The organism is Streptomyces sp. NPDC053069, assembly GCF_044546895.1.
Classification (GTDB): Bacteria; Actinomycetota; Actinomycetes; order Streptomycetales; family Streptomycetaceae; genus Streptomyces.
The window spans coordinates 38,298-64,112 of sequence record NZ_JBITZN010000026.1 but is presented as its reverse complement, the minus strand read 5'-3'; the positions used below and the strand labels follow the sequence as shown (position 1 = coordinate 64,112).

Below are 25,815 nucleotides of genomic sequence, written 5' to 3'. Positions count from 1 at the left end.
AGACTTCCTGCACACCTACAACCACCATCGCTGCCACACAGCACTCGGAGGCCAGCCACCGATCAGCCGTGTGAACAACGCTTCAGGTCAATACATCTAGGCTCCTCAAGGCGTCCTTCGGCCTTGGCCTTACGCAGCCGTATCGTCCGTTACGTAGGATTCTTGAGATAGCCCACCCGGAATGTTTCCACGGCAGTGTCACTGTCGTATTTGACGGGAACAAGAAGAGTCCAGCGCCCGGCGCTGCTTTTTACGCAAACGCTTTCATTCGCGTGCATCTCATACAGAAAAACCACGTCCTCAGGGCGCCCGCGGGAAGCACACGCGGGGACCAGGTCATTGGTGATTACTGACACCGTAGTATCGGCCGTCCCATAAGTGTGGCCATAGAAGAGCCGTTCGCCATCCAAATGAACGTCGTAATTCTGTCCCCCCTCCCGACCGAGACGCATGCTGTCAACATCGAGGTAATTTCCCTCACCAACCTCGATGTCCTGTGGGGCGTCCATGTACTTGTCCAGCGCGTGCGCCGGGTCCGATTCCGGAGTTCTGTCCGGCGTTTCCGAGACGCCGGCTGCTGAGGGAACCTCACTCTGCGTGGTGGGCACCGGTGCACTTTTCGAAGGAGCACTTGAAGGCGAACGTGATCCGGGATGTGCATCAACCTTGTCTCGACCGCCACTGAAGGTCCCGACCACCCCAGTGATCAACGCGACCACAATCAGAACAGCTCCCAGGCCCACCAGCTTGGATTTGTGCTTGTCGTAGATCGGGGCAATTGATCCAGCGACCACTCCACCGATGCCGGCCAACAAACTTGCCCACTGTGCACTGTTCATGATCGGCCCCCCGGCTCCATGCGATGTCCGCATCGTGCCCCACATCAATGTCACTCACACGACGATCGAGTGAAACAGCCGCCCTTGTGGCGCTTCTGTTGCAGAGCGGTGCAGGTCCAGAAGATCCGGAAGTCGGCGACGGTGATGTTCGGCGAACGGCTGGACCCCGTCGGCGTCGCCGCCGACCACGGCGCCCGCCTGATCATCCGTCAGGGGCCGCCGCAGCTCACACAGGCCTCGTACCAGTACTCGGCCTCGGACACGATGACGAGGGAGTCCAGTCTCCCCGACAGGAACATCCACGGATCCTCGATCGCCTCCCGCAATCGGGCCGTCCAGCCTTGCCCGGGGACCTCGCACTCCAGCCAGGGCAAGATACCGAGATGGCTCCTCACGTAGAGCCGGCCGCTCATGGAGGTCCGGGTCAGCAACCCGTCCAGCCACGCGTCGAGTTCCTCCGGCGACGTGTCGTCGGGAAGCCGGTCGGTCGGGTCCGTGTGGATGCACCGGGATCGCCTGATCGCAGCCGTCACCCACTCCGGCTCCGCACCCGGCTGAAGGCTGCCGCCGGTGCGCACATCGCCGAGCCTGTCCTCGATGATCTTCAGCGCGGCCTTTTCCCGGTGCTCCCGGAGTTTCCGCTGCAACCTGCTTTCCACCGCACCGCTCCCGCTCGGGTACATGACGCTTCGACAGCATCCGGGGCCCGGTTGCCCGCCCCGTCGCTGTCCGTCGGCGACCCCCTCGCCCGGCCCGTCGACCGGTAGGGGCAAGATCTTCCTGCGGTGGCCGCCCGGCCGGGCGGCCGCCCGTGTCTGTGCTCCGACAGCGCAATTCTCCGGGAGGAACGACATGCGATTCCGCTGCGCCGTACTCGACGACTTCCAGAACGTGGCGGTCACGTCCGCCGACTGGTCGGTGCTGGGCGACCGCGTTGAAGTCGTCTCGTTCGGCGAGCACTTCGCGAGCGAGGACGAACTCGCCGCCGCGCTCGCCGACTTCGACTGTGTGGTCACACTGCGCGAGCGTGTGCCGTTCCCGGCGAGTCTGCTGAGCCGGCTGCCCCGGCTGAGGCTCCTGATCGCCTCCGGTATGCGCAACTCGGTGATCGACCACGCGGCGGCGAAGGCGGGTGGCGTCACCGTGTGCGGGACGGAGAGCTCCGGCACACCGCCGGTCGAGCTGACCTGGGCCCTGCTGCTGGGCCTCGCCCGCGGCATCGTCGAGGAGAACAACGCGCTGCGCGCGGGCGGCCCCTGGCAGTCCACCGTCGGTGCCGACCTGCACGGCCGTACGCTCGGGCTGCTCGGCCTGGGCAGGATCGGCAGCCGGGTGGCGCAGGTCGGGCTCGCCTTCGGGATGGAGGTCGTCGCCTGGAGCCAGAACCTCACCGAGGAGCGCGCCGACGAGGCCGGCGTACGCCTCGCCCCCTCCAAGGAGGAACTGCTCGCGAGCAGCGACTTCGTGTCCGTACACCTCTCGCTGAGCGACCGGACCCGCGGGCTGATCGGCGCCGCCGAACTCTCCCTGCTCAAGCCGACCGCCTACCTGATCAACACCTCGCGGGCCGCGATCGTCGACCAGGACGCGCTGCTCGCCGCGCTGCACGAGGGCCGTATCGCCGGCGCCGGTGTCGATGTCTTCGACGTGGAACCGCTGCCCGCCGACCACCCGATGCGCAGCGCGCCGCGCCTGCTGGCCACCCCGCATCTGGGCTATGTGTCCCGCGCCAACTACGCGCGCTACTACGGCCAGGCCGTGGAGGACATCCAGGCCTATCTCGACGGCGCCCCGGTCCGGCTCCTCGGCTGACGTGCCCGTCGCGGCCTCCGGCGGACCGCACGCCCGCCGGAGCCGGCCATGGGTCGAGGAGCGGGAAGAGGGCCGTCTCCTGCTCAGAAGAGGGCCGTGCCGCGTTCGAAGTCCAGCAGCCGGCGCTTGCGGTCCAGGCCGCCGCCGTAGCCGGTGAGGCTGCCGTCGGAGCCGATGACGCGGTGGCAGGGGACGATGATCCCGACGGGATTGCGCCCGTTGGCCAGGCCCACGGCACGGGAGGCACCGGGACTGCCGAGGGCGTCGGCGAGTTCGCCGTAGGTGCGGGTCTCGCCGTAGGGGATGCGGGTGAGCTGTGCCCAGACGCTGCGCTGGAACGGCGTTCCCCCAAGGGCGAGTTCGACGGTGAACAGCGTCAACTCCCCCGCGAAGTACGCCGTCAGCTGCTCCCCGGCCTCGGCGAAGACGGCCGGGGTGTCGTCCCGCGGGCCGAAGTTCTCCTCGGCCGGGCGGTGCCGCTGGCCGTTCATGTACAGCCCGCACAGGGCGCCGTCGGCGTCGGCGACCAGGGTGAGCGGGCCGTAGGGGCTGTCGATCACGGTGTGGCAGGCCACGGATGTCGCGGCTGTCATGGAAGTCACGGGTGCAACCTTCTTACACGGGGAGGAAGTTGATCGGATGGCTGTCGGTCGCCCACAGGTACTGCACCGCGTACGCCCGCCACGGCCGCCATGCCTCGGCGCGGGCGGTGAGCGCGGCCGGGGTGGACGGCAGGCCCAGCTCCCCCGCCGCGCGCCGGATGCCGAGGTCGGTGGGGAGGAAGGCGTCGGGGTCGCCGAGGGCGCGCATGGCGATGACGTCGACGGTCCAGGGGCCGAAGCCGGGGAGGGCGAGGAGCCTGGCGCGGGCCTCGGACCAGTCGCTCTCGACGCCCAAGTGGAGGGTGCCGTCGGCGAGTTCGCGGACGAGGGTGGTGAAGGTGGTGCGCCGGGTGCGGGGCATCGCCAGCGCCCCGGGGTCGACGGCGGCCAAGGCCTCGGGGGACGGGAACAGGTGGGTGAGGCCGCCCTCGGGGTCGTCCAGGGGCTTGCCGTGCGCGGTGACCAGGCGGGCCGCATGGGTGCGGGCGGCGGCCGTGGACACCTGCTGCCCGAGTACGGCACGGACGGCGAACTCGGCCTCGTCGACCGTGCGTGGCACACGGCGGCCGGGCGCCTTGTCGACCAGGGGCGCGAGGAACGGGTCCGTGCGCAGGTGGTCGTCGACGGCGACGGGGTCGGCATCCAGGTCGAGCAGGCGGCGGCAGCGGCTGATCGCCACGGTCAGGTCGCGCAGGTCGCTCAGGGTGAGACGGCAGGCGATGTGATCGGGGCGGGGGGTGAGCGCGAGGATCCCGTGGCCGTACGGCAGCCGGAGCGTGCGCCGGTAGGCGCCGTCCCGCCACTCCTCGACGCCGGGTACGGCCGTGGCGGCGAGGTGGCCGAAGAGGTTGGAGGGGTTGAGCGGGGCGCGGAACGGCAGCCGCAGGCTGATCCCGCCGGGTGTGCCGGTCCCGGACTCGGGCGCTCGGGTGCGCAGCTCGCTCGGGGTCAGGGCGAAGACCTCGCGGACGGTGTCGTTGAAGGTGCGGATGGAGGAGAATCCGGCCGCGAAGGCGATCTCCGCCATGGGCAGTGGGGTGGTCTCGATGAGCAGCCGCGCGGTCTGGGCGCGCTGGGCACGGGCGAGCGCGAGGGGTCCTGCGCCCAGTTCGGCGAGCAACTGCCGCTCCACCTGGCGGGTGCTGTAGCCGAGCCGGACGGCGAGGCCGGGCACGCCCTCGCGGTCCACGACGCCGTCGGCGATGAGCCGCATGGCGCGGGCCACCAGGTCGGCGCGCTGGTTCCACTCCGGCGAGCCCGGGCTGGTGTCCGGGCGGCAGCGCTTGCAGGCCCTGAACCCGGCCTGCTGGCAGGCGGCCGCGCTCGGGTAGAACGTCATGTTCTCCGGTTTGGGCGGGACGACGGGGCAGCTGGGCCGGCAGTAGATCCGGGTGGTCACAACGGCCGTGAAGAACCACCCGTCGAACCGTGCATCCTTGGACTGCACGGCGCGTACGCAGTGCTCACGGTCGAGGTGGGTCGCTGTCTGCATGCCTCCAGCATCGGCCACCCGGGGCAGCCCGTGCTGGCGGAAATCCGACACCAGCCTCCGCCGGCCTGCCCGGTTCCCGAATCCGGGGTGGGGTGCGAGGGATGCCCGGGGGCCGGTGCAAGCCGGGGGTCGGCCGCCGTGGAGCCGTGTCGCGGCCCAGGGGGTGTCGTATGGATCAGGCCGGCCGACACCCCCTAGGCGGGGGTCTCCTGCCGGAAGCGGGTGACCCACTCCGCGGTGTGCCGCAGCCCGCCGAAGGTGTAGAAGTGCACCTTCACCGCGCCGTGCCGCTCGGGGTCGTAGCGGCGGGCGAGCGCGTGCAGGAAGCGGTCCGGGCCGGTCGTGCCCATGAGGTTGGTCAGCGAGAAACCGTACTTGCGGGCGACCGAGGCGCTGGTGGCGACGCCGAAGCGGGTGGCGTAGCCGAGCAGCCGGCGCACGCCCGCCGGTCCGGGCACACCGATGCGGACGGGCAGGTGCACGCCCCGGGCGCGGGCGGCCTCCAGCCAGGTGAGGACCGGGTCGGCGTCGAAGCCGAACTGGGTGATGACGTCGCCGCCGAACCGGTGCGCCCCGATGGCCGCCGCCTTGTCCGTGAGCGCCGACCACAGCGTGCGGTCGGTTATCGCGGGGTGGCCCTCCGGGTAGCCGCTGATACCGACGTGGCGGACGCCGTGGCGCTGGAGCAGTCCGGTACGCAGCACGGCGAGGGCGTCCTCGTAGGGGCCCTCGGGGTGGGCGGGGTCGCCGCCGACGACGAAGACGTTCTCGGCCGTGCCGTCCTCGGACAGCCCGGACAGGAACTCCTCCAGGGCTGCGCGGGAGGGCAGGCGGCGCGCGGAGATGTGCGGTACGGGGACGAAGCCGAGCCGCTTGACCGCGCGGGCGGCCGCCAGCCGCATGCCGAGGTCTTCGTTGGCGAGGAAGGTGATGTTGATCCGGGTGCCCCGCGGGATGCTGCCCTGAGCCTCCTCCAGCCGCGGCACGTCCTTGCCGGTCATCTCCAGGGAGAAGTCGTCCAGCAGAGCGGCACCGACGGCCGGGGGGACGGTGAGAGCGGGGTTCATCGTGCTCCTCGTACGACGGCGTTCCTGACCTCGGCCGATGATGTCACGCGGGCAGCCGGGCCAGGGGCGAGGGGGAGGGCAAGCGTCTGTCACGTCCTTCCGGACAGCTCTAGACGACGGGCGGGCACCCGGACGCCGGAATCCCGGGCCGCTACGGCGCCGGGTTCAGCGGGTCGTCGGGCGATGGCGCACGCACCGCTCGTCTACCAGTGCCACGCGCTGCTCGCCCCGGCCCTGTTCGCGCTGTGGCCGTTCGGCCGTCCGGTGCACGCGTTCGCCGTCCCCTTCGGCTACGTCGTGCGTCCGTACGTCGTCCACCGCTCCCGGGGCGGCGGCACGGGCGCCCGCGGCGCGGTCGTGGACCGGTGAACGCGGTCGTGAACCCGTGGCCGCGGTTATGGACCGGTGAGACGCACCCACTTTGGCTCTGGTGAGTGGACCACGCTCCCGGCAGGGTGGTGTTCCCGACCCCGAGGAGCGACCCCGAGGAGACCCTCACCATGCGATTCCGGCACGCGGACACCATCTGGGCCACGTTCCCCGAACTGGCCTCCGGCGCGCTGTACGCCACCGGCGTCGGCGCCGCTGCGGACACCGGCCCGCGCGCCGCCGCGTACACCAGCCGCGCCCGGGCCCGGCTGGCCGGCGCCGGCGAGGGCGAGTTCCCCGAAGTACTGGCCTGGCGGCGGGCGTTCACCCGGCTGGGAGTGAAGCCGACGCAGTACCGGTCCGCCTCGGAGTCGCTGCTGCGGCGGCTGCGCAAGGACGGGGCGCTGCCGCGCATCCATCCGCTGGTCGACCTGTGCAACGCGCTGTCGGTGGCGTACGCCGTCCCGGTGGCGGTTCTCGACGCCGACCGGATCGCCGGGCCGCTGCTGGAGGTGCGGCCGGCCGTCGGCGACGAGACGTACACGGCGTTCGGCGGTGGCGTCGAGCGGCCCGCGCCCGGCGAGGTGACGTTCGTCGACTCCGCGGGACGGGCGCACGCCCGGCGCTGGACCCACCGGCAGAGCGGCCACTCGGCGGTCGGGGAGCACACCCGCCGGGTGCTGGTGGTGGCGGAGGCCATGCACGACGGCGGCGCGGAGACCGTATCCGAGCTGCTGAAGACGGTGCAGGAGGAGGTGGCGGCGCACTGGGGAGCGGTCACCGGGACGGCCGTGCTCACCAGGGGCGCGCCTGAGTTCGTCTTCGGCGACTGAGCCGGGCGGCATGGCAGCATCGGCAGGATGAACGAGGGGACACTCATGCCCGCCACAGGTGAACTCCCGGGGCGGGGCTCGGACTTCCTGCAGCTGGCGGCCGGTGACGTGCCCGCCGGCGGGAAGGCGGAGTGGCTGGCGGGCCGGTTGCGGCAGGCGATAGCGGACGGCCGGCTGGCGGTGGGCAGCAGACTGCCGCCCACCCGGGTACTGGCCGCCGAACTGCACGTCTCCCGAGGAGTGATCACCGAGGCGTACCGCCGCCTCGCCGAGGACGGCCACCTGGAGGGCCGCCGCCGCGGGGGCACGGTGGTGGTCGCGGCCCCGTTCGTCCCGGCGCCGTTCGCTCGGACGCGGGGGGTCTTGGAGGGCGGGTCTCCGGACGACGGCGGGGCTGCGGCAGACGGGGGGTCTGCCGAGGACGGCGGGTCTGCCGAGGACGGGGGGCCGCTGAGAGGTGGGGGGCCGCCGAAGGGCCCGGCGCACACCGCACCGGGCAGCCCCCTTCCCGGCACGTCCGCGACACCGCCCGTCCACACGCCCGGATCGCCGCACACCGGCGTGCCCGGCACAGTGCCCCCCGGCCCGACCGACACCCGGCCCCACCCCGCATCACCCCGCCCCACGTCCGGGACACCGACGCCGTCCTCCCGCGTCCCCGAGGCCGATGTCTTCGACGCGCTGCGGACCGCACCGGCCGTCGTCGACCTCACCCCGGGGCGGCCGGACCTGGCCACCTTCCCGCGTACCGCCTGGCTGCGTGCCGAGCGTGCCGTCCTGGCGGACCTGGCCGCCGAGCACCTCGGGTACGGCGACCCCCGGGGCGCACCCGCGCTGCGGCGGGCCGTCGCCGACTGGCTCGCGCGGATGCGGGGCGTGCGGGTGGAGCCGGACGAAGTGCTGATCGTCGCGGGCACCGCCCAGGCCCTCACGCTGCTGCACCAGGTGCTGCGGGCGGACGGCATCGACACCGTCGCCGTGGAGGACCCCGGCTCGCTCGGGAGCCGTCAGCACCTGCGCAACGGGGGCCTCGGTACCCCGCCGGTGCCGGTGGACGAGGACGGGGTCCGGGTGGACGCGTTGCGCGCGACCGGCGCCCCGGCGGTACTGCTCACGCCGGCCCACCAGTTCCCGACGGGGGTGGTGACCAGCGGCGAGCGCCGGCGTGAACTGCTGGGCTGGGCGCGGGACGGCGGGCTGATCCTGGAGGACGACTACGACGCGGAGCACCGCTACGACCGCCCGCCGGTCCCCGCGTTGCGGGCACTGCTGGCCGACCGGGTGTGCTACATGGGCAGCGTGTCCAAGCTGCTCGCCCCGGCGCTGCGCATCGGCTGGCTGGTGGCCCCGCCCCGTCTTCGTGCGGGCCTGGTCGACGCCAAGCGGTTCAACGATCTGGGCAACCCCGTGCTGCCGCAACTGGTGCTCGCCCGGCTGATGGCCTCCGGTGACCTGGAGCGACGGCTACGGCTGGTGCGGCGCCGGCACCGCGACCGCCGCGACGCGATGATCGCCGCCCTCGCCGAGCACCTGCCCGGCGGGACCGTGCACGGCGCCGCGGCCGGGCTGCATCTGACGGTCACGTACGCGGCGGACGTACCCGACACCGAGGTGGCCGCCGCCGCGCTGGCACGGGGCGTGAAGTGCCAACCGCTGTCCTGGCACCGGCAGTTGCCGGGCCCGCCCGGACTCGTCCTCGGCTATGCGGCCACCGCTCCGGGAGCCATCGCCGAGGGCGTGGCCCTGCTCGGCAGAACCCTGCGCGAACTGTCCTGACCGGACGAACCCCCCTCAGGATTAACCGTCTTGGGAGGCGTCGGGAAGGTCACCACACAGGGGACGCCTGGCACCTGACCCGTCCGTAGTCCGCCATGCCTGGTTGCGCCACCACGGACATCGGGGGGCCAGGAACCCACGGCGATCTGGTCAGCGGAGCTGCGCGGCGAACGCCTCGTACGCCCGCTCGTCGAAGAGGACGAACCGGACCTCCTCGACCGCCGTGTCCGTGGCCCGCACCGTCTCCACGGCGATCCGGGCCGCGTCCTCCATCGGCCACCGGTACACACCGGTGGAGACCGCCGGGAACGCGACCGTGCGGGCGCCGAGTTCGCCGGCGAGTTTCAGGGACTCGCGGTAGCAGGAGGCCAGCAGCTCCGAACGGTCCTCGCTCTGGCTGTACACCGGACCTACCGTGTGGATGACCCAGCGGGCGTCCAGTGCACCCGCCGTCGTGGCGACCGCCTGGCCGGTGGGCAGGCCCCTGCCGTACCGGGAGGCGCGCAGGGCGCGGCACTCCTGAAGGATGGCGGGGCCGCCGCGCCGGTGGATCGCGCCGTCGACCCCGCCGCCGCCAAGGAGGGAGGAGTTGGCCGCGTTGACGATCGCGTCGGCGCTCTGCCGGGTGATGTCTCCCTGGACGAGGGTGATGGTGGTCATGTCTGCCTCAGTCTGCGCCAGACGGCCTTGGCCGCGTTGTGCCCCGACATGCCGTGCACGCCCGGTCCCGGCGGGGTGGCCGCGGAGCAGATGAAGACGGCCGGATGCGGGGTGTGGTACGGGAACAGGGACGGTCTCGGGCGCAGCAGCAGCTGGAGTCCGGACGCCGCGCCGCAGGCGATGTCCCCGCCGACGTAGTTGGCGTTGTGGGCGGCCAGCTCCGCGGGGCCGGAGACCGCGCGGGCGAGGACGCGGTCGCGGAAACCGGGGGCGAAGCGCTCCAGTTGGCGTTCCATGGCGTCGGTGAGGTCGCCGGACCAGCCGTTCGGGACATGGCCGTACGCCCAGAAGACCTGCTTGCCCTCGGGGGCACGGGTCGGGTCGACGACACTGGGCTGCACGGTGATCATGAACGGCCGGCCGGGTGCGCGGCCCTCGCGGGCGGCGGCGCGCAGGGCGGTGGAGATCTCGGCCTGGCTCGCGCCGATCTGGACGGTCGTGGCGGCGCGGGCCTCGGGCGCGGTCCAGGGCACGGGGCCGTCGAGCGCGTAGTCGATCTTGAAGACGCTCGGGCCGTAGCGGTAGGTGCGGTAGTGGTCGCCGAAGCCGGCGATGCGGGCGAGAGCGGTGGGCGAGGTGTCGAAGACGTACGCCCGCGCGGGCGGCAGGTCGTCCAGCCGCTTGACCTCGTAGTCGGTGTGTACGGCGCCGCCGAGGTCCTTGAGATAGCCGGCGAGGGCGTCGGAGATCGCCTGGGAGCCGCCGCGGGGCACCGGCCAGCCGCGGGCGTGCGCGGACAGCGCGAAGACCAGGCCGATGGCGCCGGTGGCCAGGCCGTTCAGCGGCGCGATCACATGCGCGACCAGACCGGCGAACAGGGCCTTGGCCCGCTCGTCCTTGAAGCGGCGCAGCAGCCAGGTGGACGGCGGCAGCCCGGTCAGACCGAAGCGGGCCAGGGTGACGGGGTCTCGCGGGAGCGCGCTGAGCGGCAGGGACATGAAGTCCTGTACGAGGGTGTCCCAGTGGTGGAGGAACGGCTCGACCAGTCTGCGGTACGCGCCCGCGTCGCGCGGCCCGAAGGAGGCGGCCGTCTCGGCGACCGAGCGGGCGAGCACGGCCGCGCTGCCGTCGAGGAAGGGGTGCGCCATCGGCAGCTCGGAATGCAGCCACTGGAGGCCGTAGCGGTCCAGGGGCAGGGCGCGGAACGCCGGTGAGTTGATGCCGAGGGGGTGGGCGGCCGAGCACGGGTCGTGCCGGAAGCCGGGCAGCGTCAGTTCCTCGGTGCGGGCGCCTCCGCCCACGGTGGACCTCGCCTCGAACAGCGCGACGGAGAAGCCGCGGCGGGCCAGCTCCACGGCAGCGGTCAGTCCGTTCGGTCCCGCACCCACCACGACCGCATCGAGCATCGACGGCACCTTCGGACCCCTTCGTCAGCCGATGGCCACTCGGGGCCAGGATATGCCGGAGGACTGACGCTCTCCCCGTCCGGGTGGTCCGTGCGACCGGTTCCGGCCCGCGGGCGGGGCCGAGAGGAGCCGTACCCGGCGGGGCCCGGCGGACCCGCGAGCACCTCCCGGCCGCCCGGTGGCAGGGGCGGACCGGACGCCACGGCCTTGCCGTGCGCCGCTCCCAGCCGAGCGCCAAGCCCTGACCGTCACCCGCACCCGACCACCGAGAACGGATCCGACGCGACGGCACGGGCCCGCCGGTCGTCGGCCGCCGGGCCCAGCCGACCGTCAGCCCCCCGACCGCCGGACACACCAGCGAACGCAAACACAACCGCACCCCCATTCGCCCCACACAGCGAACCGCGAGCCCCCGACCGCCGCGGACCGGGGCGGGCAGGCCTGGGCCTCAGGGGGTCGTGCGCAGCAGTTCGGTCAGTCGGTGGGCGGTCGCGGTGTCCCGGGCCGCCGTGAACGGCAGCGCGTTGCCGCCGGTCACGCGGAACGGCTCGCCGGCGCGGGTGAGATGCGTGCCGCCCGCCTCCTCGACGAGGAGCAGGCCGGCCGCGTGGTCCCATGCCGCCTCCCAGGAGAAGGCGACGGCATCCAACTCGCCCCGGGCGACGGCGAGATACTCCAGGCCCGCCGAACCGCAGGGGCGGGGGGCGAGGCCGTCGGTCCACAGGGCACGCAGGGCGCGCTTCTGCTCGTCGGTGGTGTAGTCCGGGTGGGACGTGGCGACGACGAGGTCCCGGCCGGGCGTCGGCGTGCCCGCGAACAGCCGCTCGCCGTCGAGGAAGGCGCCCCGGCCACGGACCGCGGTGGCGAGCTGGTCGCGCGCCGCTGCGTAGGTCCAGGAGGCGCGGACGACGCCCCGGTGGGCGAGCGCGACCAGGGTGCAGAACCCGTCGTCACCGTGCACGAACTGGCGGGTGCCGTCGACCGGGTCGACGATCCAGACCGGCGCGTCGCCCTGGAGCGCGGCGTACGTCGCCGGGTCGGCGTGCACCGCCTCCTCGCCGACCACGACCGAGCCGGGCAGCAGGGCGCCGAGGTCCTGGGTGAGCCGCAGCTCGGCGAGCCGGTCTGCGTCCGTCACCAGGTCGTGGGGGCCGCTCTTCTGGTCCACCTCGTGTTCGGCGAGGCGGCGGAAGCGGGGCAGGATCTCGGCCGCGGCCGCCTTGCGGACCGCCTCCTCCACGTCGGCCGAGCACCGGTCGAGAAACTCGTCGATGGTTTCCGTCTCTTCGATCATGCCTCCATGAGAGCACGCCCCACTGACAATCCCCGCCCGCCCGGTGCACGCCCGGTGGAATCGGGATGAAGAACGGGTGCCGGATGATCGGTCAGCGGCCGACGGCGTACCCCTGCATCCCGCGTGGGTTGGCCGCCGCCGACAGCACGCCGGTCTCCGGGTCCCGGGCCACCGCGCACAGGCGTCCCTCGGACCAGGCGGGGCCGATGGTGACGTCGTGGCCGCGCCGCCGCAGCTCCTTGATGACGCCGGGGGCCATGCGGGACTCCACGGTGACGCTGCCGGGGTGGCGGCCGCGCGGATAGAAGGAACTGGGGAAGCTGTCGGTGTGCCAGTTCGGTGCGTCGATCGCGCCCTGGAGGTCGAGGGCGCCGCGGACCGGGGCGCGCAGGGCCGCGGCGAGGAAGAAGTGCAGCTGCCACTGGTCCTGCTGGTCGCCGCCGGGCGTGCCGAAGGCCAGGACCGGCACTCCGTCGCGCAGCGCGAGGGAGGGGGTGAGGGTGGTGCGCGGGCGGCGGCCGGGGGTGAGGGAGTTCGGCAGGCCCTCCTCCAGCCAGGTCATCTGCAGGCGGGTGCCGAGCGGGAAGCCCAGCTCGGGCACGACCGGGTTCGACTGCAGCCAGCCGCCGCTGGGCGTGGCCGCGATCATGTTGCCCCAGCGGTCGACGACGTCCAGGTGGCAGGTGTCGCCGCGGGTCGTGCCGTCGGCGGCCACCTGAGGCTCGCCGGGGAGCTGTGCGACCGTCGGCTCGCCCGCGCCCATCGGGTCGAAACCCCGCTCGTTGCCGGTCTCCACGCGCGCGTGCGCCTGCGCCGGGAGCCGCGGGGTGCGTCCGCCGGGGCTGCCGGGCCTCAGTTCCCAGGAGGCCTTGGCACCGACCAGGGCCCGCCGGCCGGTGTTGTAGCCGTCCGAGAGCAGTTGGGCGACCGGTACCTCGGCGGCGTCCCCGTACCAGGCCTCCCGGTCGGCCATGGCGAGTTTGCAGCCCTCGATCAGCAGGTGGACGTACTCGGCGGAGCCGTAGGCGGGCAGCTCGGCCGGGAGCAGGGCGAGCTGCTGCAGGAGTGCGGGGCCCTGGCTCCAGGGGCCGGCCTTGCACACGGTCCAGCCGTTCCAGTCGTAGGTCACCGGGGTCTCGTAGGTCGCCGACCAGCCGGCGAGGTCGGCCTCGGTGAGCGTGCCGGTGTGCCGCATCCCGCTCGTGTCCATCGTGGGCCGCCGGGACTGCCGTACCAGGGCCTCGGCGATGAATCCCGAGCGCCACACCTCGCGCGCGGCGTCGATCCGGGCCTCCCGGTCACCGGCGCCCGCGGTCTCGGCCAGCAGCCGCTTCCAGGTGGCGGCGAGCGCGGGATTACGGAAGAGTTCACCGGGCCGGGGCGCCCGGCCGCCGGGCAGGTACACCTCGGCCGACGAGGTCCACTCGGTCTCGAACAGCTCCCGTACGGTCTCCACGGTCGCGGCGGCCTTCTCCACGGGCGCGTGCCCGTGCTCGGCGTATCCGATGGCGTACCGCAGGACGTCGTCCAGGGCCTTCGTGCCGTGGTCGCGCAGGAGCAGCAGCCAGGCGTCGAACGCGCCGGGCACGGCGGCCGCGAGCGGTCCGGTGCCGGGTACGAGGTCCAGCCCGAGCCCCCGGTAGTGGGCGACGGTGGCCCCGGCCGGGGCGACCCCCTGCCCGCACAACACCCGCACCGCATCGCCCGCCGGGGCGAGCAGAATCGGTACCTCTCCGGCCGGCCCGTTCAGATGCGGCTCGACCACATGCAGCACGAACGCCCCGGCCACGGCGGCGTCGAAGGCGTTCCCGCCGCTCTCCAGCACCGCCATCGCCGACTGGGAGGCCAGCCAGTGGGTGGACGACACCATGCCGAAGGTGCCCTGCAGGGTGGGCCGGGTGGTGAACTGCATCTCTCACCTCGCTGTTCATGGGCATCGGTCGGTCCGGTGAGGCTCAGGACACGCCTTGGGGAGGATCCGGGACGCTGGGGCTTCGCGGCACGTTCGGAGGTCACCAGGCACACCACATGATGCGTCATCGAAGAGACGTCACAGGGAGACCGGGCAGCGGCCGACACCCCCGTGGCAAGACTCCCTCAGTGCGAGGGCCACTCCTGAACCGCGGCGGTCGGCGGGCGCAGAAGCGGTATCGCCGGCCCCTGCGGCTCGCCTTCGCAGCGGCAGGAGCGGCAGGAGCTGTCGCAGGTGAGCGTGCGGGTGTGATCACCGTCCGGGGAACACGGCGGCCCGCCGAGGCGTTGATCTCGTGCGGCAGGAACGGAGGGCCAGGCAGTGCACGGTGAGTACAAGGTGCCCGGCGGCAAGCTCGTCGTCGTGGATGTGGAGGCCGAGGACGGCGTGCTGCGGCAGGTGCGCGTGGCGGGCGACTTCTTCCTGGAACCCGACGAGGCATTGGACGCGGTGAACGGCGCCTTGGAGGGTGCTCCCGCGGACACGGATGCGGCGGGGCTGGCCGCCCGGATCGAGGCGGCGCTGCCCGCGGGGACCGTGATGTACGGCCTGACGCCGGAGGGTGTCGGGATCGCCGTGCGCCGGGCGCTCGCGCGTGCCACGGACTGGACGGACTACGACTGGCAGCTGATCCACGAGGACCCGCAGCCGCCCGCACTGCACATGGCCCTGGACGAGGTGCTGACCACCGAGGTCGCCGCGGGCCGGCGGCCACCGACCCTGCGGGTGTGGGAGTGGGCCGCCCCCGCGGTGATCATCGGCAGCTTCCAGTCCCTGCGCAACGAGGTGGACCCTGAGGGTGCCGCGCGGCACGGCATCGAGGTGGTGCGGCGGATCTCCGGCGGCGGCGCGATGTTCGTGGAGCCCGGCAACACGATCACGTACTCCCTGTCGGTGCCCGAGTCCCTCGTCCAGGGCCTGTCCTTCCAGGACAGCTACGCCTATCTGGACGACTGGGTGCTGGGCGCCCTCGGCGACATGGGCATCCGCGCCTGGTACCAGCCGCTGAACGACATCGCGACCGACCAGGGCAAGATCGCGGGCGCGGCGCAGAAGCGGATCGTCGGACCCGGCGGGGGCCCGGGAGCCGTGCTGCACCACGTGACGATGGCGTACGACATCGACGCCGACAAGATGACCGAGGTGCTGCGCATCGGGCGGGAGAAGCTGTCCGACAAGGGGACGAGAAGCGCGAAGAAGCGGGTCGATCCGCTGCGGCGGCAGACGGGGCTGCCACGGGAGGCCGTCATCGACCGGATGATCGAGTCGTTCCGCGCGCGGTACGGCCTGGCACCGGGCAAGATCACTGACGAGGAGCTGGCGCGCGCCCAGGAGCTGGCGCGGACGAAGTTCACCTCTGCGGAGTGGACGGCGCGGGTGCCGTAGCCGCCGGCCCGGCCGGAAGCCCTGGTTCAGCAACAGGTCAAGGGCTGCCCTCGCCTCGGCCAAACGGTCGTATGAGTTCCGTGTGCCGCCGTCACTGCACCCCGACACAGCCGGATTTGCCCCGTTGATCGCCGGCTACGGCGCCCTGCCGCCGGGGGTCCGCCGCGTGTGGGACTGGGCGCAGGTGGCGGCATCCGTCGTGGCCCTCGTGTGGGGGTGGCTGGTGCAGCGCCGGGAGCACCGCAGGAGGCTCCTCGATCCGCCTGGGCCCGACGAGTTCCGTGCCGCCAAACGGGACGAGCACCGCCGCTCCACCGGTCTGGCCGTCGCCGGTCGCGTCCTCTGGCTGGTCGCGGCACCCGTCCTGCCCGCGTCGGCCGCTTGGGCCGTCGGCTGGTCCGTCGCGGCCTTCACCGTCCGCGCATACCCCAGCGAAGTCGGCGCCCGTCGCCGACTGGAGGCGCATAACGGGCATCCCAGGACGTCCTGAACATGCTGCCGTGATCGCGCGGGCACGCTGCGAGTTTTCGCTTCCGCCGCACAGGGACTCATGTGACACTGGCGTCCCCATACCGCCCCGCGGACCCCTTCGTACCCGCTCCCCCACGAGAAGTGCGCCGTGCGTTCCCTTCCTCTGCCGCTCGCCCTGACCGCGCGGATCTCGCCGGTCGCGGTCCTCGCCTGTGCCGGCTGGGCGCTGACGTCCGGACCGGCCGCGCCGCCGGCGGCCGCCGGGCACCAGGCAGCCCAGAAGACGTCCACCCAGTCCGCCCCGGGCTCCTCCGGACCCTCCGGCTCCTCCGACCCGACGGCCGGCGCGAAGGCGTACTCCGCCGCGCCCTCTCCCTGCACCAGCGTGCCCGTGGCGACCGTCAAGTCCCTGGTGCCGGGGGCGAGGACGGCGGGCAAGGAGATTCCGTCGACGGACCCCAAGCTGCGCCGCACCTGCTCCTGGAACGCGCTGCAGGGCTACGACTACCGCTGGCTCGACGTGTCGTTCGAGATCAGCGAGTCGGAGCAGGAGGCGAAGCAGGAGTACCAGCAGCGGATGAGCGAGAAGAGCGGCGGCGGGACCGTGCCGGGGCTCGGGGACGGCGCCTACTCCGTGGTGAACCTGACCACCGAGGACAAGCAGCAGACCCGCGAGGGCGTGGTGATGGTCCGGGTGTCCAATGCTCTGGTGGTCGTCACCTACAACGGCAGCGACTTCGAGACGAAGAAGGCTCCGGGGACGGACGAGATCAACAAGGGGGCCATCCAGGCGGCGCGGGCCGCGGTCGGCGCGCTCGGGGGCGGGCAGTCCCAGTCCGGCTGACCGCCCCCGGACCCCCTCAGGCCAGGGCCCCCTTGCGGCCGGTCAGCTTGGTCAGGGTCAGGTACAGCACCAGGGACGTGCCCAGGCCCACCGCCCAGCCGTAGTCGGCGAGGGAGGACAGGGCCGGGATGGGGCGGCCGTCGATCAGGGGCTTGAAGCCGGCGCCGCCGACGGCGAGGACGCCGCCCGCCAGGAACGCGACGACCGCCCGCCAGTTCCAGCCGGCCGTGTACCAGTAACGGCCGCCCCTCCGGTAGAGGTCGGTGAGGTCCAGGCGGGTGCGGCGCAGCAGCCAGTAGTCGGCGACGAGGATGCCCGCGACCGTGCCGAGCAGGCCGCCGACCAGCCCCAGCCAGGTGAAGATGTAGCCCTGCGGGTCGGAGTACAGCTTCCAGGGGAAGATCAGGACCGCGAGGACGGCCGTGATGAGCGCTCCGGTGCGGAAACTCACCTTTCTCGGCGCCACGTTGGAGAAGTCGAAGGCGGGCGAGACCAGGTTGGCCGCGATGTTCACCGAGAGGGTGGCCACCAGCACCGTGACCAGGGCGTAGAGCAGACCCACCACGTTGTCCGTCTTCGCCGCCAGCTGCACCGGGTCCCAGACCGGCTTGCCGTACACCGCCTGCGAGCCGGAGGTGACCAGGACGGACAGGAACGCGAACAGGGTCATCGTGGTCGGCAGGCCGAGTGCCTGGCCCCAGGTCTGGGCCTTCTGGCTCCTGCCGTAGCGGGTGAAGTCCGGGATGTTCAGCGAGAGTGTCGACCAGAAGCCGATCATGCCCATCAGGGAGGGCCAGAACAGCTTCCAGAAGCTCCCGCCCCAGCCGAGCCTGGAGGGCTGGTCGAAGAGCGGGCCGACGCCTCCCGCCTTGCTGCTCATCCATCCCAGCATCACGAACGCGCCGACGAGCACGAAGGGCGCGGCCCAGTTCTCGAAGCGGCGGATGGTGTCCATGCCCCGGTGGATGATCGCGACCTGGATCGCCCAGAAGATCGCGAAGGACAGCCACATGGTCCAGGCGTAGCCCCCGATGTGCGCCGCGTTCGACCAGCTGTCGCCGATCAGCTTCCCGGCGAGGAAGTAGATGGCCTCGCCGCCGATCCAGGTCTGGATGCCGAACCAGCCGCAGGCCACCAACGCCCGTACGACGGCGGGCAGATTGGCGCCGCGCACGCCGAAGGAGGCGCGGGCGAAGACCGGGAAAGGGATGCCGTACTTGGGGCCGGCGTGTCCGGTCAGCAGCATCGGCACCAGCACGACCAGGTTGGCGAGGGCGATGGTGAACACCGCCTGCTTCCAGTCCATGCCGACGGCGATCAGACCGGAGGCCAGCGTCCAGGAGGCGGTGTTGTGGGCCATGCCGACCCACAGGGCGGAGAAGTTGTACGTGGTCCAGGTGCGCTTCTCGACCGGGACCGGCAGCAGGTCCGCGTTGGCGTAGGGGCCGCTCGGCTGGGGAGCGCCGGGGGCGATCGTCACCCGGCCGTCGGGGAGGGTGACCTGGGAGGACGAGGGTATGGCCGTGGGGGCGGTGTCGGTCATGGGCAGGCCAATCGAACGAGGTGGGACGGGAGAGGCCGTGCGGGCACCAGCCCCTCCCCGGGGACTGCGGGGAGGGGTGACCAGGAGGCGGGGGACTCGGAATCGCGGTGGGAGTTCAGGAGTTGACGGCCGGGATCACCTTCGTGCCGTAGGCGTCGATGGTGGTCTCCTGCGCGTCGTGCATGTCGTACACCGCGAACTGGTCGACGCCCAGCGCGCGGAGCGCGGTCAGTTTCTCGATGTGCTTCTCGGCCGGTCCGATGACGCAGAACCGGTCGACGATCTCGTCCGGCACGAACTGGGTGTCGGGGTTGCCGCTGCGCCCGTGGTGGGCGTAGTCGTAGCCCTGCCGTGCCTTGATGTAGTCGGTGAGCTCCTCGGGGACCTGGGAGGAGTGCTCGCCGTACTTGGCGACCAGGTCGGCGACGTGGTTGCCGACCATGCCGCCGAACCAGCGGCACTGGTCGCGGGCGTGGGCGAGTGCCTCGGGCGAGTCGTCCTCGGTGACGTACGCGGGGGCCGCGACGCAGATGGTGACCGCGGAAGGGTCGCGGCCGGCGGCGACGGCCGCGTCCTTGACGGCCTTCACCATGTACTCGGTCAGGTAGAGGTCGGACAGCTGGAGGATGAAACCGTCGGCCTCCTCGCCGGTCATCTTCAGTGCCTTCGGGCCGTACGCGGCCATCCAGACGGGGAGTTCGGCGCCCGGCTTGATCCACGGGAACCTGATCACCGTGCCGCCGAGGTCGGCCTCCTCGCCCCGGCCGAGGGCGCGGATGACCTTCATGGCCTCGCTGATGCGGGCGAGCGTGTTGGGTTTGCGGCCCGCGACGCGCATCGCGGAGTCGCCGCGGCCGATGCCGCAGACGGTGCGGTTGCCGAACATGTCGTTGAGGGTGGCGAAGGTGGAGGCGGTGACCTCCCAGGTGCGGGTGCCCGGGTTGGTGACCATCGGGCCGACCTTCAGCTTCGTCGTGTTCGCGAGGATCTGGCTGTAGATGACGAACGGCTCCTGCCAGAGCACGGCGGAGTCGAACGTCCAGCCGTACGTGAAACCGTTGCGCTCGGCCCGTTTCATCAGGCTGACGACGCGGGAGGCCGGCGGATCGGTCTGCAGGACGAGTCCGAAGTCCATGAGCGCCACTCCTAGGTGAGGTACTGACAGGTGGAGCGCGGGGTGAAGACGCCGTGGCCGGCGTGTCCGGTGTACTCCCGCTCGGTGACGACCGGCTCGCCGCGCGAGAGCACGGTCTCGACCCGGCCGGTGACGCGCTTGCCCTCGTAGGCCGAGTAGTCGACGTTCATGTGGTGTGTCTGTGCCGACATGACCTGCTCGGCGTGCGGGTCGTAGATGACGATGTCGGCGTCGGCGCCCGGCGCGATGGTGCCCTTCTTCGGGTACAGGCCGAACATGCGGGCCGGGGTGGCGCAGGCGATCTCGATCCAGCGGCGGCGGGAGATGTGCCCGTCGACGACGGCCTGGTGGAGGAGGTCCATGCGGTTCTCCACGCCGGGCAGGCCGTTGGGGATCCTGGAGAAGTCGCCGCGGCCCAGTTCCTTCTGGCCGGAGAAGCAGAAGGGGCAGTGGTCGGTGGAGACCACCTGCAGGTCGTTCGTCCTCAGGCCCTGCCACAGCTTGGCCTGGTGTTCGCGCGGCCTCAGGGGCGTCGAGCACACGTACTTCGCACCCTCGAAGTCCGGCTCGGCGAGGTTGTCGGTGGACAGGAACAGGTACTGCGGGCAGGTCTCACCGAAGACGTTCAGGCCCTCGTCGCGCGCCTGCGCCAGCTCGGCCACCGCCTCCATGGCGGAGACGTGGACGACGTACAGCGGGGCGCCCGCGACCTGTGCGAGCCGGATGGCTCGGTGGGTGGCCTCGGCCTCCAGCAGGGCCTTGCGGACCTCCCCGTGGTAGCGCGGGTCGGTCTCGCCCCGGGCGAGCGCCTGCTCGACCAGGACGTCGATGGCGATGCCGTTCTCGGCGTGCATCATGATCAGCCCGCCGTTCTCGGCGGAGCGCTGCATGGCGCGCAGGATCTGGCCGTCGTCGGAGTAGAAGACCCCCGGGTAGGCCATGAACTGCTTGAAGCTCGTCACCCCTTCCTCGATCAGCAGGTCCATCTCCTTGAGCGTCTCCTGGTTCACATCGGAGACGATCATGTGGAAGGCGTAGTCGATCGCGCAGTTGCCCTCGGCCTTGGCGTGCCAGGTGTCCAGGCCCTCGCGCAGGGTGTGGCCGACGCTCTGCACCGCGAAGTCGACGATCGTCGTCGTACCGCCCCAGGCGGCGGCCCGGGTGCCGGTCTCGAAGGTGTCGGAGGCGGAGGTGCCGCCGAAGGGCAGCTCCATGTGGGTGTGCGCGTCGACACCGCCCGGGATGACGTACTTGCCGGTCGCGTCGATGACCCGGTCGGCGGTGAACGCCTCTGCGGCGGGGGTGCCGGAGGCGGCGAGCGCGGCGACGCGGCCGTCCTCGATGAGTATGTCGGCGTGGATCTCGTCCGAGGCGGTGATGACGAGGCCACCGCGGATCACTGTACGGCTGCTCATGCTGCCTCCTGTGTCGAACGGCATACGGTCACGGCGCCGTCAGCGGTGTGTACGCCCCCGGCGCCCGGTCCCGGTAGAACTGCCAGCGGTCGCGGACCTCGCGGAGTTTCGCCAGGTCCAGGTCGCGTACGACGAGTTCGGTCTCCTTGTCGCTCGCGACCTCGCCGACGAACTGGGCCTCGGGATCCACGAAGTAGGTCGTGCCGTAGAAGTCGTTGTCGCCCAGGTTCTCCACGCCGACCCGGTTGATCGCGCCGACGAAGTACTCGTTGGCCACGGCCGCCGCCGGCTGCTCCAGCTGCCAGAGGTAGCGGGACAGGCCGCGCGAGGTGGCCGAGGGATTGAAGACGATCTCGGCACCGGCGAGGCCCAGGGCCCGCCAGCCCTCCGGGAAGTGGCGGTCGTAGCAGATGTACACGCCGATCCTCCCGGCGGCCGTGTCGAAGACGGGCCAGCCGCTGTTGCCCGGTCGGAAGTAGAACTTCTCCCAGAAGCCCTGGACCTGGGGGATGTGGGTCTTGCGGTACTTGCCGAGGTAGGAGCCGTCCGCGTCGATCACGGCCGCGGTGTTGTACAGCACTCCCGGCTGCTCCTCCTCGTACATCGGCAGCACGAGGACGATGCCCAGCTCGCGGGCGAGGGCCTGGAAGCGCCGGACGGTCGGGCCGTCCGGGATCCGCTCGGCGTACTCGTAGAAGGCCTTGTCCTGCACCTGGCAGAAGTAGGGGCCGTAGAACAGCTCCTGGAAGCAGAGGACTTGGGCGCCCTGCGCGGCCGCGTCGCGCGCCGCCTGCTCGTGGACCTGGATCATGGATTCCTTGTCGCCGGTCCACGCGGTCTGGAACAGGGCGGCACGGATCACTCGGCTCATCGGGACCTCCGGTAGCTCGGTGTGCCGTGAGCCTAGGAAGCCCGCGAGGACCGGTTGAGTGGCAGCGTGTCACGTCTGCGGGCGTGCGGCGTGCCACCGTGTCACGCGTTCGCGATCCCATGTTTCACCGCCGTTTTCGCAGGTCGTCGCATATTTCACCCCTGTTGCGCGTCATGCGCGAGGAGCGCGATGTGCACGGAGGCCGCCTGTTCGAAGTCGTCCAGGTCGACACCGAGGCGGGCCTGTATGGCCTCCAGGCGGCGGTAGAGGGCGGGCCGGGAGACATGGTGGAGCTGAGCGGTGCGGGACTTGTTGCGGCCGGTCGCGAGATAGGTCCGCAGGACGTTCAGCAGCTCGGGCTCGGCCTCGCCCAGCAGCCCGTCCAGCTCCCGCTCGGCGAAGGACTGCACCTGCGGGTCGTCGCGCAGCAACCGGATCAGTCCGCGCAGGTGGACGTCCCCCAGGCGGACGACGGGCGGGAGGTCGAGGGCGGCACGGGAGCCGGCGACGGCGTCGGCGACATGCCGGGCCTCACGCAGTCCGGCGGGCACCTCGTCCCAGGCCGTACCGGGGCCGGCGGCGACCACGGCCGGCGCCTGCGCACGCAGCCGGGCCGCGAAGTGGGCGGTGAGGACCTCGGCGTCCTGGTCGCGGGCGAGGCTGAGCAGCACCGCGGCCATGCCGTCGGCGAGTTCGGCGACCAGCCCGGGCAGGCCCAGCAGCCGCAGCACGCGGTCGAGTTCGGCCGCCGTGCGGTCCAGGACGACGAGCGGGACGAAGGTGCGCCGGCTGACCGGCAGCCCGGCCGCACGGGCCCGGGGCAGCAGCCGGCAGGCCGGTACGACCCCGGAGACCAGGTCGGTCAGCAGACTCTGTGCGGACTCCTCCTCCCAGGAGTGCGCGGAGCCGCCGCCGAGCATGCGGTGCAGGACCAGCGCCTCGGCGGCCCGGTCGGCGAGCAGCCGCCCGGTGGCCGCGTCTGCCCGGTAGCCGCAGAGCAGCAGCCGGCCCCAGCGCTCGCCGCGGCCGCCGAGTTCGGCGCTGATCCAGCCGCCGTCGGCGCAGGCGGAGGCCTGGCGGGCGATCCGCTCCCAGTCGCGCAGCACGTCGTCCACCGCGGACCGCTCCCCCGCCGTGGCGAGGACGCGGTGGGCGAGGTTGGTGACCACGACCGGACAGCCGCTGTACCGGGCGACCCCGTCCAGCAGGCGCTGCAGGGGGGCACCGGCCGTGATCAGGGCGGTGAGTTCGGTCCGTACGGTCTCCGAGAGGCTGACGGCGGCGAACTTGCGCCGGACCAGCCGGGACTGGACCTCCTCGGTCAGCTCGGCGAAGGGGAAGGGCCGGTGCAGGACGACCATCGGCAGTCCGCACCGCTCGGCGGCCCGGCGCATCACCTCCGGCGGCGCGGGGAAAGCCCGCCCGAGACCGAGCACGACGGCGGCGGCCTCCGCCCGGTGCAGCGACTGGATGTACTCGGCCTGTCGGGCCTCGTCGCCGGCCAGGAGCACGCCGGTGGTGAGCACCATCTCGCCGCCGCTGAGCATCACGCCGACGTCGGCGGCCTCGGCGACATGCACCCAGCGCACGGGGCGGTCGAGCTGCCCGGCCCCGGCCACCACCTCGGGCTCCCCCGCGAGCACCCGCTCCAGGGTGAGCACCTGGCGGACGGAGAGGGCGGGTTCCCAGGCGTATCGGCTCTCCGAGGTGGTGGTCATGACCGTACCGCCGTTCTCTAGTACGTACTCCTGAGCGCCCGTTCCAGGATCGTCGCGCCCTCCTCGGCCTCCGCGACGGTGAGCGACAGCGGCGGGGCGATGCGCAGGGCGCTGGTGTCGTGGCCGCCGCCCTTGCCGATGAGCAGGCCGCCCTCGCGGGCCGCCTCCAGCACGGCGGCGGCCGCCTGCGGGTCGGCCTCGTCGGTGCCGGGCCTGACCAGCTCGATGCCGATCATCAGGCCGCGCCCGCGCACCTCCCGCACGCCGGGCAGCTGGGCGGCGACGGCGCGCAGCCGCTCGATGAGCAGGCCGCCGACGCGGCGGGCGTTGCCCTGCAGGTCGTGCTCCAGCAGGTACGTCAGGTTCGCCAGCCCGGCGGCCATGGTGAGCTGGGTGCCGCCGAAGGTGGAGATGCTGTTGGCGTCCAGGCAGTTCATGATCTCGGCGCGGGCGATCACCCCGCCGATGGACATGCCGTTGCCGATGCCCTTGGCGAAGGTGACGAGGTCCGGCGGGCCGCTGCGGGCGTGCGCCTGCCAGCCCCAGAAGTGTTCGCCGGTGCGGCCCCACCCGGTCTGCACCTCGTCGGCGATCCACAGGATGCCCTGCTCCTTGAGGACCTCGCGGAAGGCGGCGTAGAGCCCGTCGGGCGGGGAGGTGAAGCCGCCGACGCCCTGGATCGGTTCGGCGATCAGCGCGGCGGGCGGCCGGGTGTGCCCGAGGATGTCCTTCAGGTCGGCGACGCACGCGTCGATGAACGCACGGTCGTCCAGCTCCGCGAACGGGCCCCGGGTGCGCACGCCGCCGTGGACGTACAGGGTCTGCAGCGGGGACAGCGAGGTCGGCGACCAGCCGCGGTTGCCGGTGATGCCGACCGTGCTGAAGGAACGGCCGTGGTAGCTGTTGCGCATCGCCAGGACCGTGTTGCTGCGCCGGTGGGCGGTGGCGAGCAGCAGCGCGGTGTCGTTGGCCTCGGTGCCGGAGGTGGTGAAGAAGACCCGGGCGTCCGGGATGCCGCTGAGCTGGGCGATGCGCTCGGCCAGGTCGACCATCGGCCGGTTCAGGTACAGCGTCGAGGAGTGGATGATCCGCCCGGCCTGCTCGCTGACCGCCTTGGTCACCTCGGGCAGCGCGTGCGCGGTCATCGTCGTCAGGATGCCGCCGAAGAAGTCCAGGTACTTGTTGCCCGCGGAGTCCCAGACGTGGCGGCCCTCGCCGTGGGTGATCTCGATCGGCTCGTCGTAGTAGAGGGCGAGCCAGTCGGGGAGGACCTGGCGGTGGCGGGAGTAGAGGTCGTTCACGGCTGCACCAGTCCTTCGTAGGCGTCGGGGCGGCGGTCGCGGTAGAAGGCCCACTGCTGCCGCACTTCCTCGATCAGGTCGAAATCGAGGTCACGGACGAGGAGTTCCTCGGACTTGTCGCTCGCGACCTCGCCGACGAACTGCCCGCGCGGATCGACGAAGTAACTGGTCCCGTAGAAGTCGTTGTCTCCGTACTCCTCCTGTCCCACCCGGTTGATGGCGGCGACGAAGTACTCGTTGGCGACGGCGGCGGCGGGCTGCTCCAGCTGCCACAGATGCGCGGACAGCCCGCGGTGCGTGGCCGACGGGTTGTAGACCAACTGGGCGCCGTTGAGCCCGAGTTGCCGCCAGCCCTCCGGGAAGTGCCGGTCGTAGCAGATGTAGACGCCGACCTTGCCGACGGCGGTGTCGAAGACGGGCCAGCCGAGGTTGCCCGGCTTGAAGTAGTACTTCTCCCAGAAGCCCTTGACCTGCGGGATGTGGTGCTTGCGGTACTTGCCGAGGTAGGTGCCGTCGGCGTCGATCACGGCGGCGGTGTTGTAGTAGAAGCCGGACTGCTCGACCTCGAAGACGGGAACCACGACGACCATGCCGGTTTCCCGGGCGAGGTCCTGCATCCGCCGTACCGTCGGCCCGTCGGGCACCGGCTCGGCCCAGCGGTAGTGCTCCGGCTCCTGGACCTGGCAGAAGTAGGGCGAGTTGAAGACCTCCTGGAACCCGATGACCTTGGCACCCCGACGGGCCGCCTCGCGGGCGTGCTCCTCGTGTTTCGCCACCATGGACTCGGTGTCGCCGGTCCAGGTGGCCTGGACCAGTGCGGCTCGTACGACGTCGGTCATGAGCTGCTCCTTCGACGGGACCGTCAAAGTCTCTACGCCCGTAGAGCAGGCGGTAGAGGGACGAAAGTAAGCCTGGCCGGAGGCCCTTGCCAAGACCATCGTCGTCAACCCGCGGAGTCGATCACGTTTCACACCCCTGTGGGTGAGCGGAGCGGCCGGTCGGAGGGGTG

The 25,815-nt window shown here is 71.9% G+C and carries 23 protein-coding genes and 1 pseudogene; 8 read left to right on the top strand and 16 right to left on the bottom strand.

What is annotated here, in order from left to right:
• Positions 1 to 100, top strand: a pseudogene (locus tag ACIGXP_RS39055) (IS481 family transposase); the annotation flags it as partial.
• 49 nt (positions 101 to 149) lie between these two features.
• On the opposite strand, the gene ACIGXP_RS39050 reads toward ACIGXP_RS39055, so the two are convergent.
• Entirely contained in the window at positions 150 to 839 is a 690-nt protein-coding gene (locus ACIGXP_RS39050; RefSeq protein ID WP_399776665.1) for a hypothetical protein, read from the bottom strand.
• A gap of 209 nt (positions 840 to 1,048) precedes the next feature.
• A complete protein-coding gene (locus ACIGXP_RS39045; protein ID WP_399776663.1) occupies positions 1,049 to 1,498 on the bottom strand; it encodes a hypothetical protein in 450 nt (149 codons plus the stop codon).
• A gap of 193 nt (positions 1,499 to 1,691) precedes the next feature.
• On the opposite strand from ACIGXP_RS39045, the gene ACIGXP_RS39040 reads away from it, so the two are divergent.
• Entirely contained in the window at positions 1,692 to 2,651 is a 960-nt protein-coding gene (locus ACIGXP_RS39040; RefSeq protein WP_399776661.1) for a D-2-hydroxyacid dehydrogenase family protein, read from the top strand.
• Positions 2,652 to 2,734: 83 nt separating this feature from the next.
• Here ACIGXP_RS39040 and ACIGXP_RS39035 read toward each other — a convergent pair whose 3' ends face one another.
• The 3 genes from ACIGXP_RS39035 to ACIGXP_RS39025 form a co-directional block, all read right to left on the bottom strand.
• A complete protein-coding gene (locus ACIGXP_RS39035; RefSeq protein WP_399776672.1) occupies positions 2,735 to 3,226 on the bottom strand; it encodes a methylated-DNA--[protein]-cysteine S-methyltransferase in 492 nt (163 codons plus the stop codon).
• 40 nt (positions 3,227 to 3,266) lie between these two features.
• Positions 3,267 to 4,745: an AlkA N-terminal domain-containing protein gene (locus tag ACIGXP_RS39030; RefSeq protein WP_399776659.1), complete on the bottom strand. Its 1,479-nt coding sequence runs from the start codon at positions 4,743 to 4,745 to the stop codon at positions 3,267 to 3,269.
• Positions 4,746 to 4,939: 194 nt separating this feature from the next.
• The gene (locus tag ACIGXP_RS39025; RefSeq protein ID WP_399776656.1) at positions 4,940 to 5,812 is read right to left on the bottom strand and encodes a methylenetetrahydrofolate reductase; all 873 of its coding nucleotides are present in this window, start codon (positions 5,810 to 5,812) and stop codon (positions 4,940 to 4,942) included.
• A 183-nt stretch (positions 5,813 to 5,995) separates the two neighbouring features.
• Here ACIGXP_RS39025 and ACIGXP_RS39020 point away from each other — a divergent pair, with 183 nt between their 5' ends.
• The 3 genes from ACIGXP_RS39020 (at position 5,996) to ACIGXP_RS39010 (ending at position 8,790) form a co-directional block, all read left to right on the top strand.
• Complete coding sequence (locus ACIGXP_RS39020) at positions 5,996 to 6,181, top strand: respiratory nitrate reductase subunit gamma (RefSeq protein WP_399776654.1); 186 nt, start codon at positions 5,996 to 5,998, stop codon at positions 6,179 to 6,181.
• Positions 6,182 to 6,312: 131 nt separating this feature from the next.
• The gene (locus ACIGXP_RS39015) at positions 6,313 to 7,014 is read left to right on the top strand and encodes a B3/4 domain-containing protein (RefSeq protein WP_399776651.1); all 702 of its coding nucleotides are present in this window, start codon (positions 6,313 to 6,315) and stop codon (positions 7,012 to 7,014) included.
• 45 nt (positions 7,015 to 7,059) lie between these two features.
• Complete coding sequence (locus ACIGXP_RS39010; RefSeq protein WP_399776649.1) at positions 7,060 to 8,790, top strand: aminotransferase class I/II-fold pyridoxal phosphate-dependent enzyme; 1,731 nt, start codon at positions 7,060 to 7,062, stop codon at positions 8,788 to 8,790.
• Between the two features lie 150 nt (positions 8,791 to 8,940).
• Here ACIGXP_RS39010 and ACIGXP_RS39005 read toward each other — a convergent pair whose 3' ends face one another.
• The 4 genes from ACIGXP_RS39005 to ACIGXP_RS38990 form a co-directional block, all read right to left on the bottom strand.
• Positions 8,941 to 9,450, bottom strand: a complete 510-nt coding sequence (locus tag ACIGXP_RS39005; protein ID WP_399776646.1) for an O-acetyl-ADP-ribose deacetylase — start codon at positions 9,448 to 9,450, stop codon at positions 8,941 to 8,943.
• Complete coding sequence (locus ACIGXP_RS39000; RefSeq protein ID WP_363217052.1) at positions 9,447 to 10,865, bottom strand: NAD(P)/FAD-dependent oxidoreductase; 1,419 nt, start codon at positions 10,863 to 10,865, stop codon at positions 9,447 to 9,449. The genes ACIGXP_RS39005 and ACIGXP_RS39000 overlap by 4 nt, the downstream gene beginning before the upstream one ends.
• A 439-nt stretch (positions 10,866 to 11,304) precedes the next feature.
• Positions 11,305 to 12,150 (bottom strand): inositol monophosphatase family protein, encoded by an 846-nt coding sequence (locus ACIGXP_RS38995; RefSeq protein WP_363217050.1) that lies wholly within the window; start codon positions 12,148 to 12,150, stop codon positions 11,305 to 11,307.
• A gap of 91 nt (positions 12,151 to 12,241) precedes the next feature.
• On the bottom strand, positions 12,242 to 14,062 hold the full coding sequence (locus ACIGXP_RS38990) for a gamma-glutamyltransferase family protein (protein ID WP_399776642.1): 1,821 nt from the start codon (positions 14,060 to 14,062) through the stop codon (positions 12,242 to 12,244).
• A gap of 381 nt (positions 14,063 to 14,443) precedes the next feature.
• Here ACIGXP_RS38990 and ACIGXP_RS38985 point away from each other — a divergent pair, with 381 nt between their 5' ends.
• The 3 genes from ACIGXP_RS38985 to ACIGXP_RS38975 all read left to right on the top strand — a co-directional run bounded on the left by ACIGXP_RS38985 (position 14,444) and on the right by ACIGXP_RS38975 (position 16,823).
• A complete protein-coding gene (locus ACIGXP_RS38985) occupies positions 14,444 to 15,508 on the top strand; it encodes a biotin/lipoate A/B protein ligase family protein (protein WP_363217048.1) in 1,065 nt (354 codons plus the stop codon).
• Positions 15,509 to 15,590: 82 nt separating this feature from the next.
• Positions 15,591 to 15,998: a hypothetical protein gene (locus ACIGXP_RS38980; protein WP_399776640.1), complete on the top strand. Its 408-nt coding sequence runs from the start codon at positions 15,591 to 15,593 to the stop codon at positions 15,996 to 15,998.
• A 129-nt stretch (positions 15,999 to 16,127) separates the two neighbouring features.
• Positions 16,128 to 16,823 carry a hypothetical protein gene (locus ACIGXP_RS38975; RefSeq protein ID WP_363217045.1) on the top strand — a complete coding sequence of 232 codons (696 nt, stop codon included), beginning with the start codon at positions 16,128 to 16,130 and terminating at the stop codon, positions 16,821 to 16,823.
• A 16-nt stretch (positions 16,824 to 16,839) separates the two neighbouring features.
• Here the strand turns inward: ACIGXP_RS38975 and ACIGXP_RS38970 are convergent, their stop codons facing one another.
• From ACIGXP_RS38970 to ACIGXP_RS38940, 7 genes are all read right to left on the bottom strand, one after another.
• Positions 16,840 to 18,366, bottom strand: coding sequence for an NCS1 family nucleobase:cation symporter-1 (locus tag ACIGXP_RS38970; RefSeq protein WP_399776638.1), 1,527 nt, complete (start codon positions 18,364 to 18,366; stop codon positions 16,840 to 16,842).
• Positions 18,367 to 18,481: 115 nt separating this feature from the next.
• The gene (locus ACIGXP_RS38965; protein WP_399776635.1) at positions 18,482 to 19,501 is read right to left on the bottom strand and encodes a TIGR03842 family LLM class F420-dependent oxidoreductase; all 1,020 of its coding nucleotides are present in this window, start codon (positions 19,499 to 19,501) and stop codon (positions 18,482 to 18,484) included.
• An 11-nt stretch (positions 19,502 to 19,512) separates the two neighbouring features.
• Positions 19,513 to 20,916, bottom strand: coding sequence for a dihydropyrimidinase (hydA, locus tag ACIGXP_RS38960; protein WP_399776633.1), 1,404 nt, complete (start codon positions 20,914 to 20,916; stop codon positions 19,513 to 19,515).
• A 28-nt stretch (positions 20,917 to 20,944) separates the two neighbouring features.
• Positions 20,945 to 21,787 carry a nitrilase-related carbon-nitrogen hydrolase gene (locus ACIGXP_RS38955; protein WP_363217041.1) on the bottom strand — a complete coding sequence of 281 codons (843 nt, stop codon included), beginning with the start codon at positions 21,785 to 21,787 and terminating at the stop codon, positions 20,945 to 20,947.
• A 155-nt stretch (positions 21,788 to 21,942) separates the two neighbouring features.
• The gene (locus tag ACIGXP_RS38950) at positions 21,943 to 23,505 is read right to left on the bottom strand and encodes a PucR family transcriptional regulator (protein WP_399776631.1); all 1,563 of its coding nucleotides are present in this window, start codon (positions 23,503 to 23,505) and stop codon (positions 21,943 to 21,945) included.
• Positions 23,506 to 23,522: 17 nt separating this feature from the next.
• Complete coding sequence (locus ACIGXP_RS38945; protein WP_399776629.1) at positions 23,523 to 24,806, bottom strand: aspartate aminotransferase family protein; 1,284 nt, start codon at positions 24,804 to 24,806, stop codon at positions 23,523 to 23,525.
• A complete protein-coding gene (locus ACIGXP_RS38940) occupies positions 24,803 to 25,645 on the bottom strand; it encodes a nitrilase-related carbon-nitrogen hydrolase (RefSeq protein WP_363217038.1) in 843 nt (280 codons plus the stop codon). Before ACIGXP_RS38940 ends, ACIGXP_RS38945 begins: the two co-directional genes overlap by 4 nt.
• Between the last annotated feature and the right edge of the window lie 170 nt (positions 25,646 to 25,815).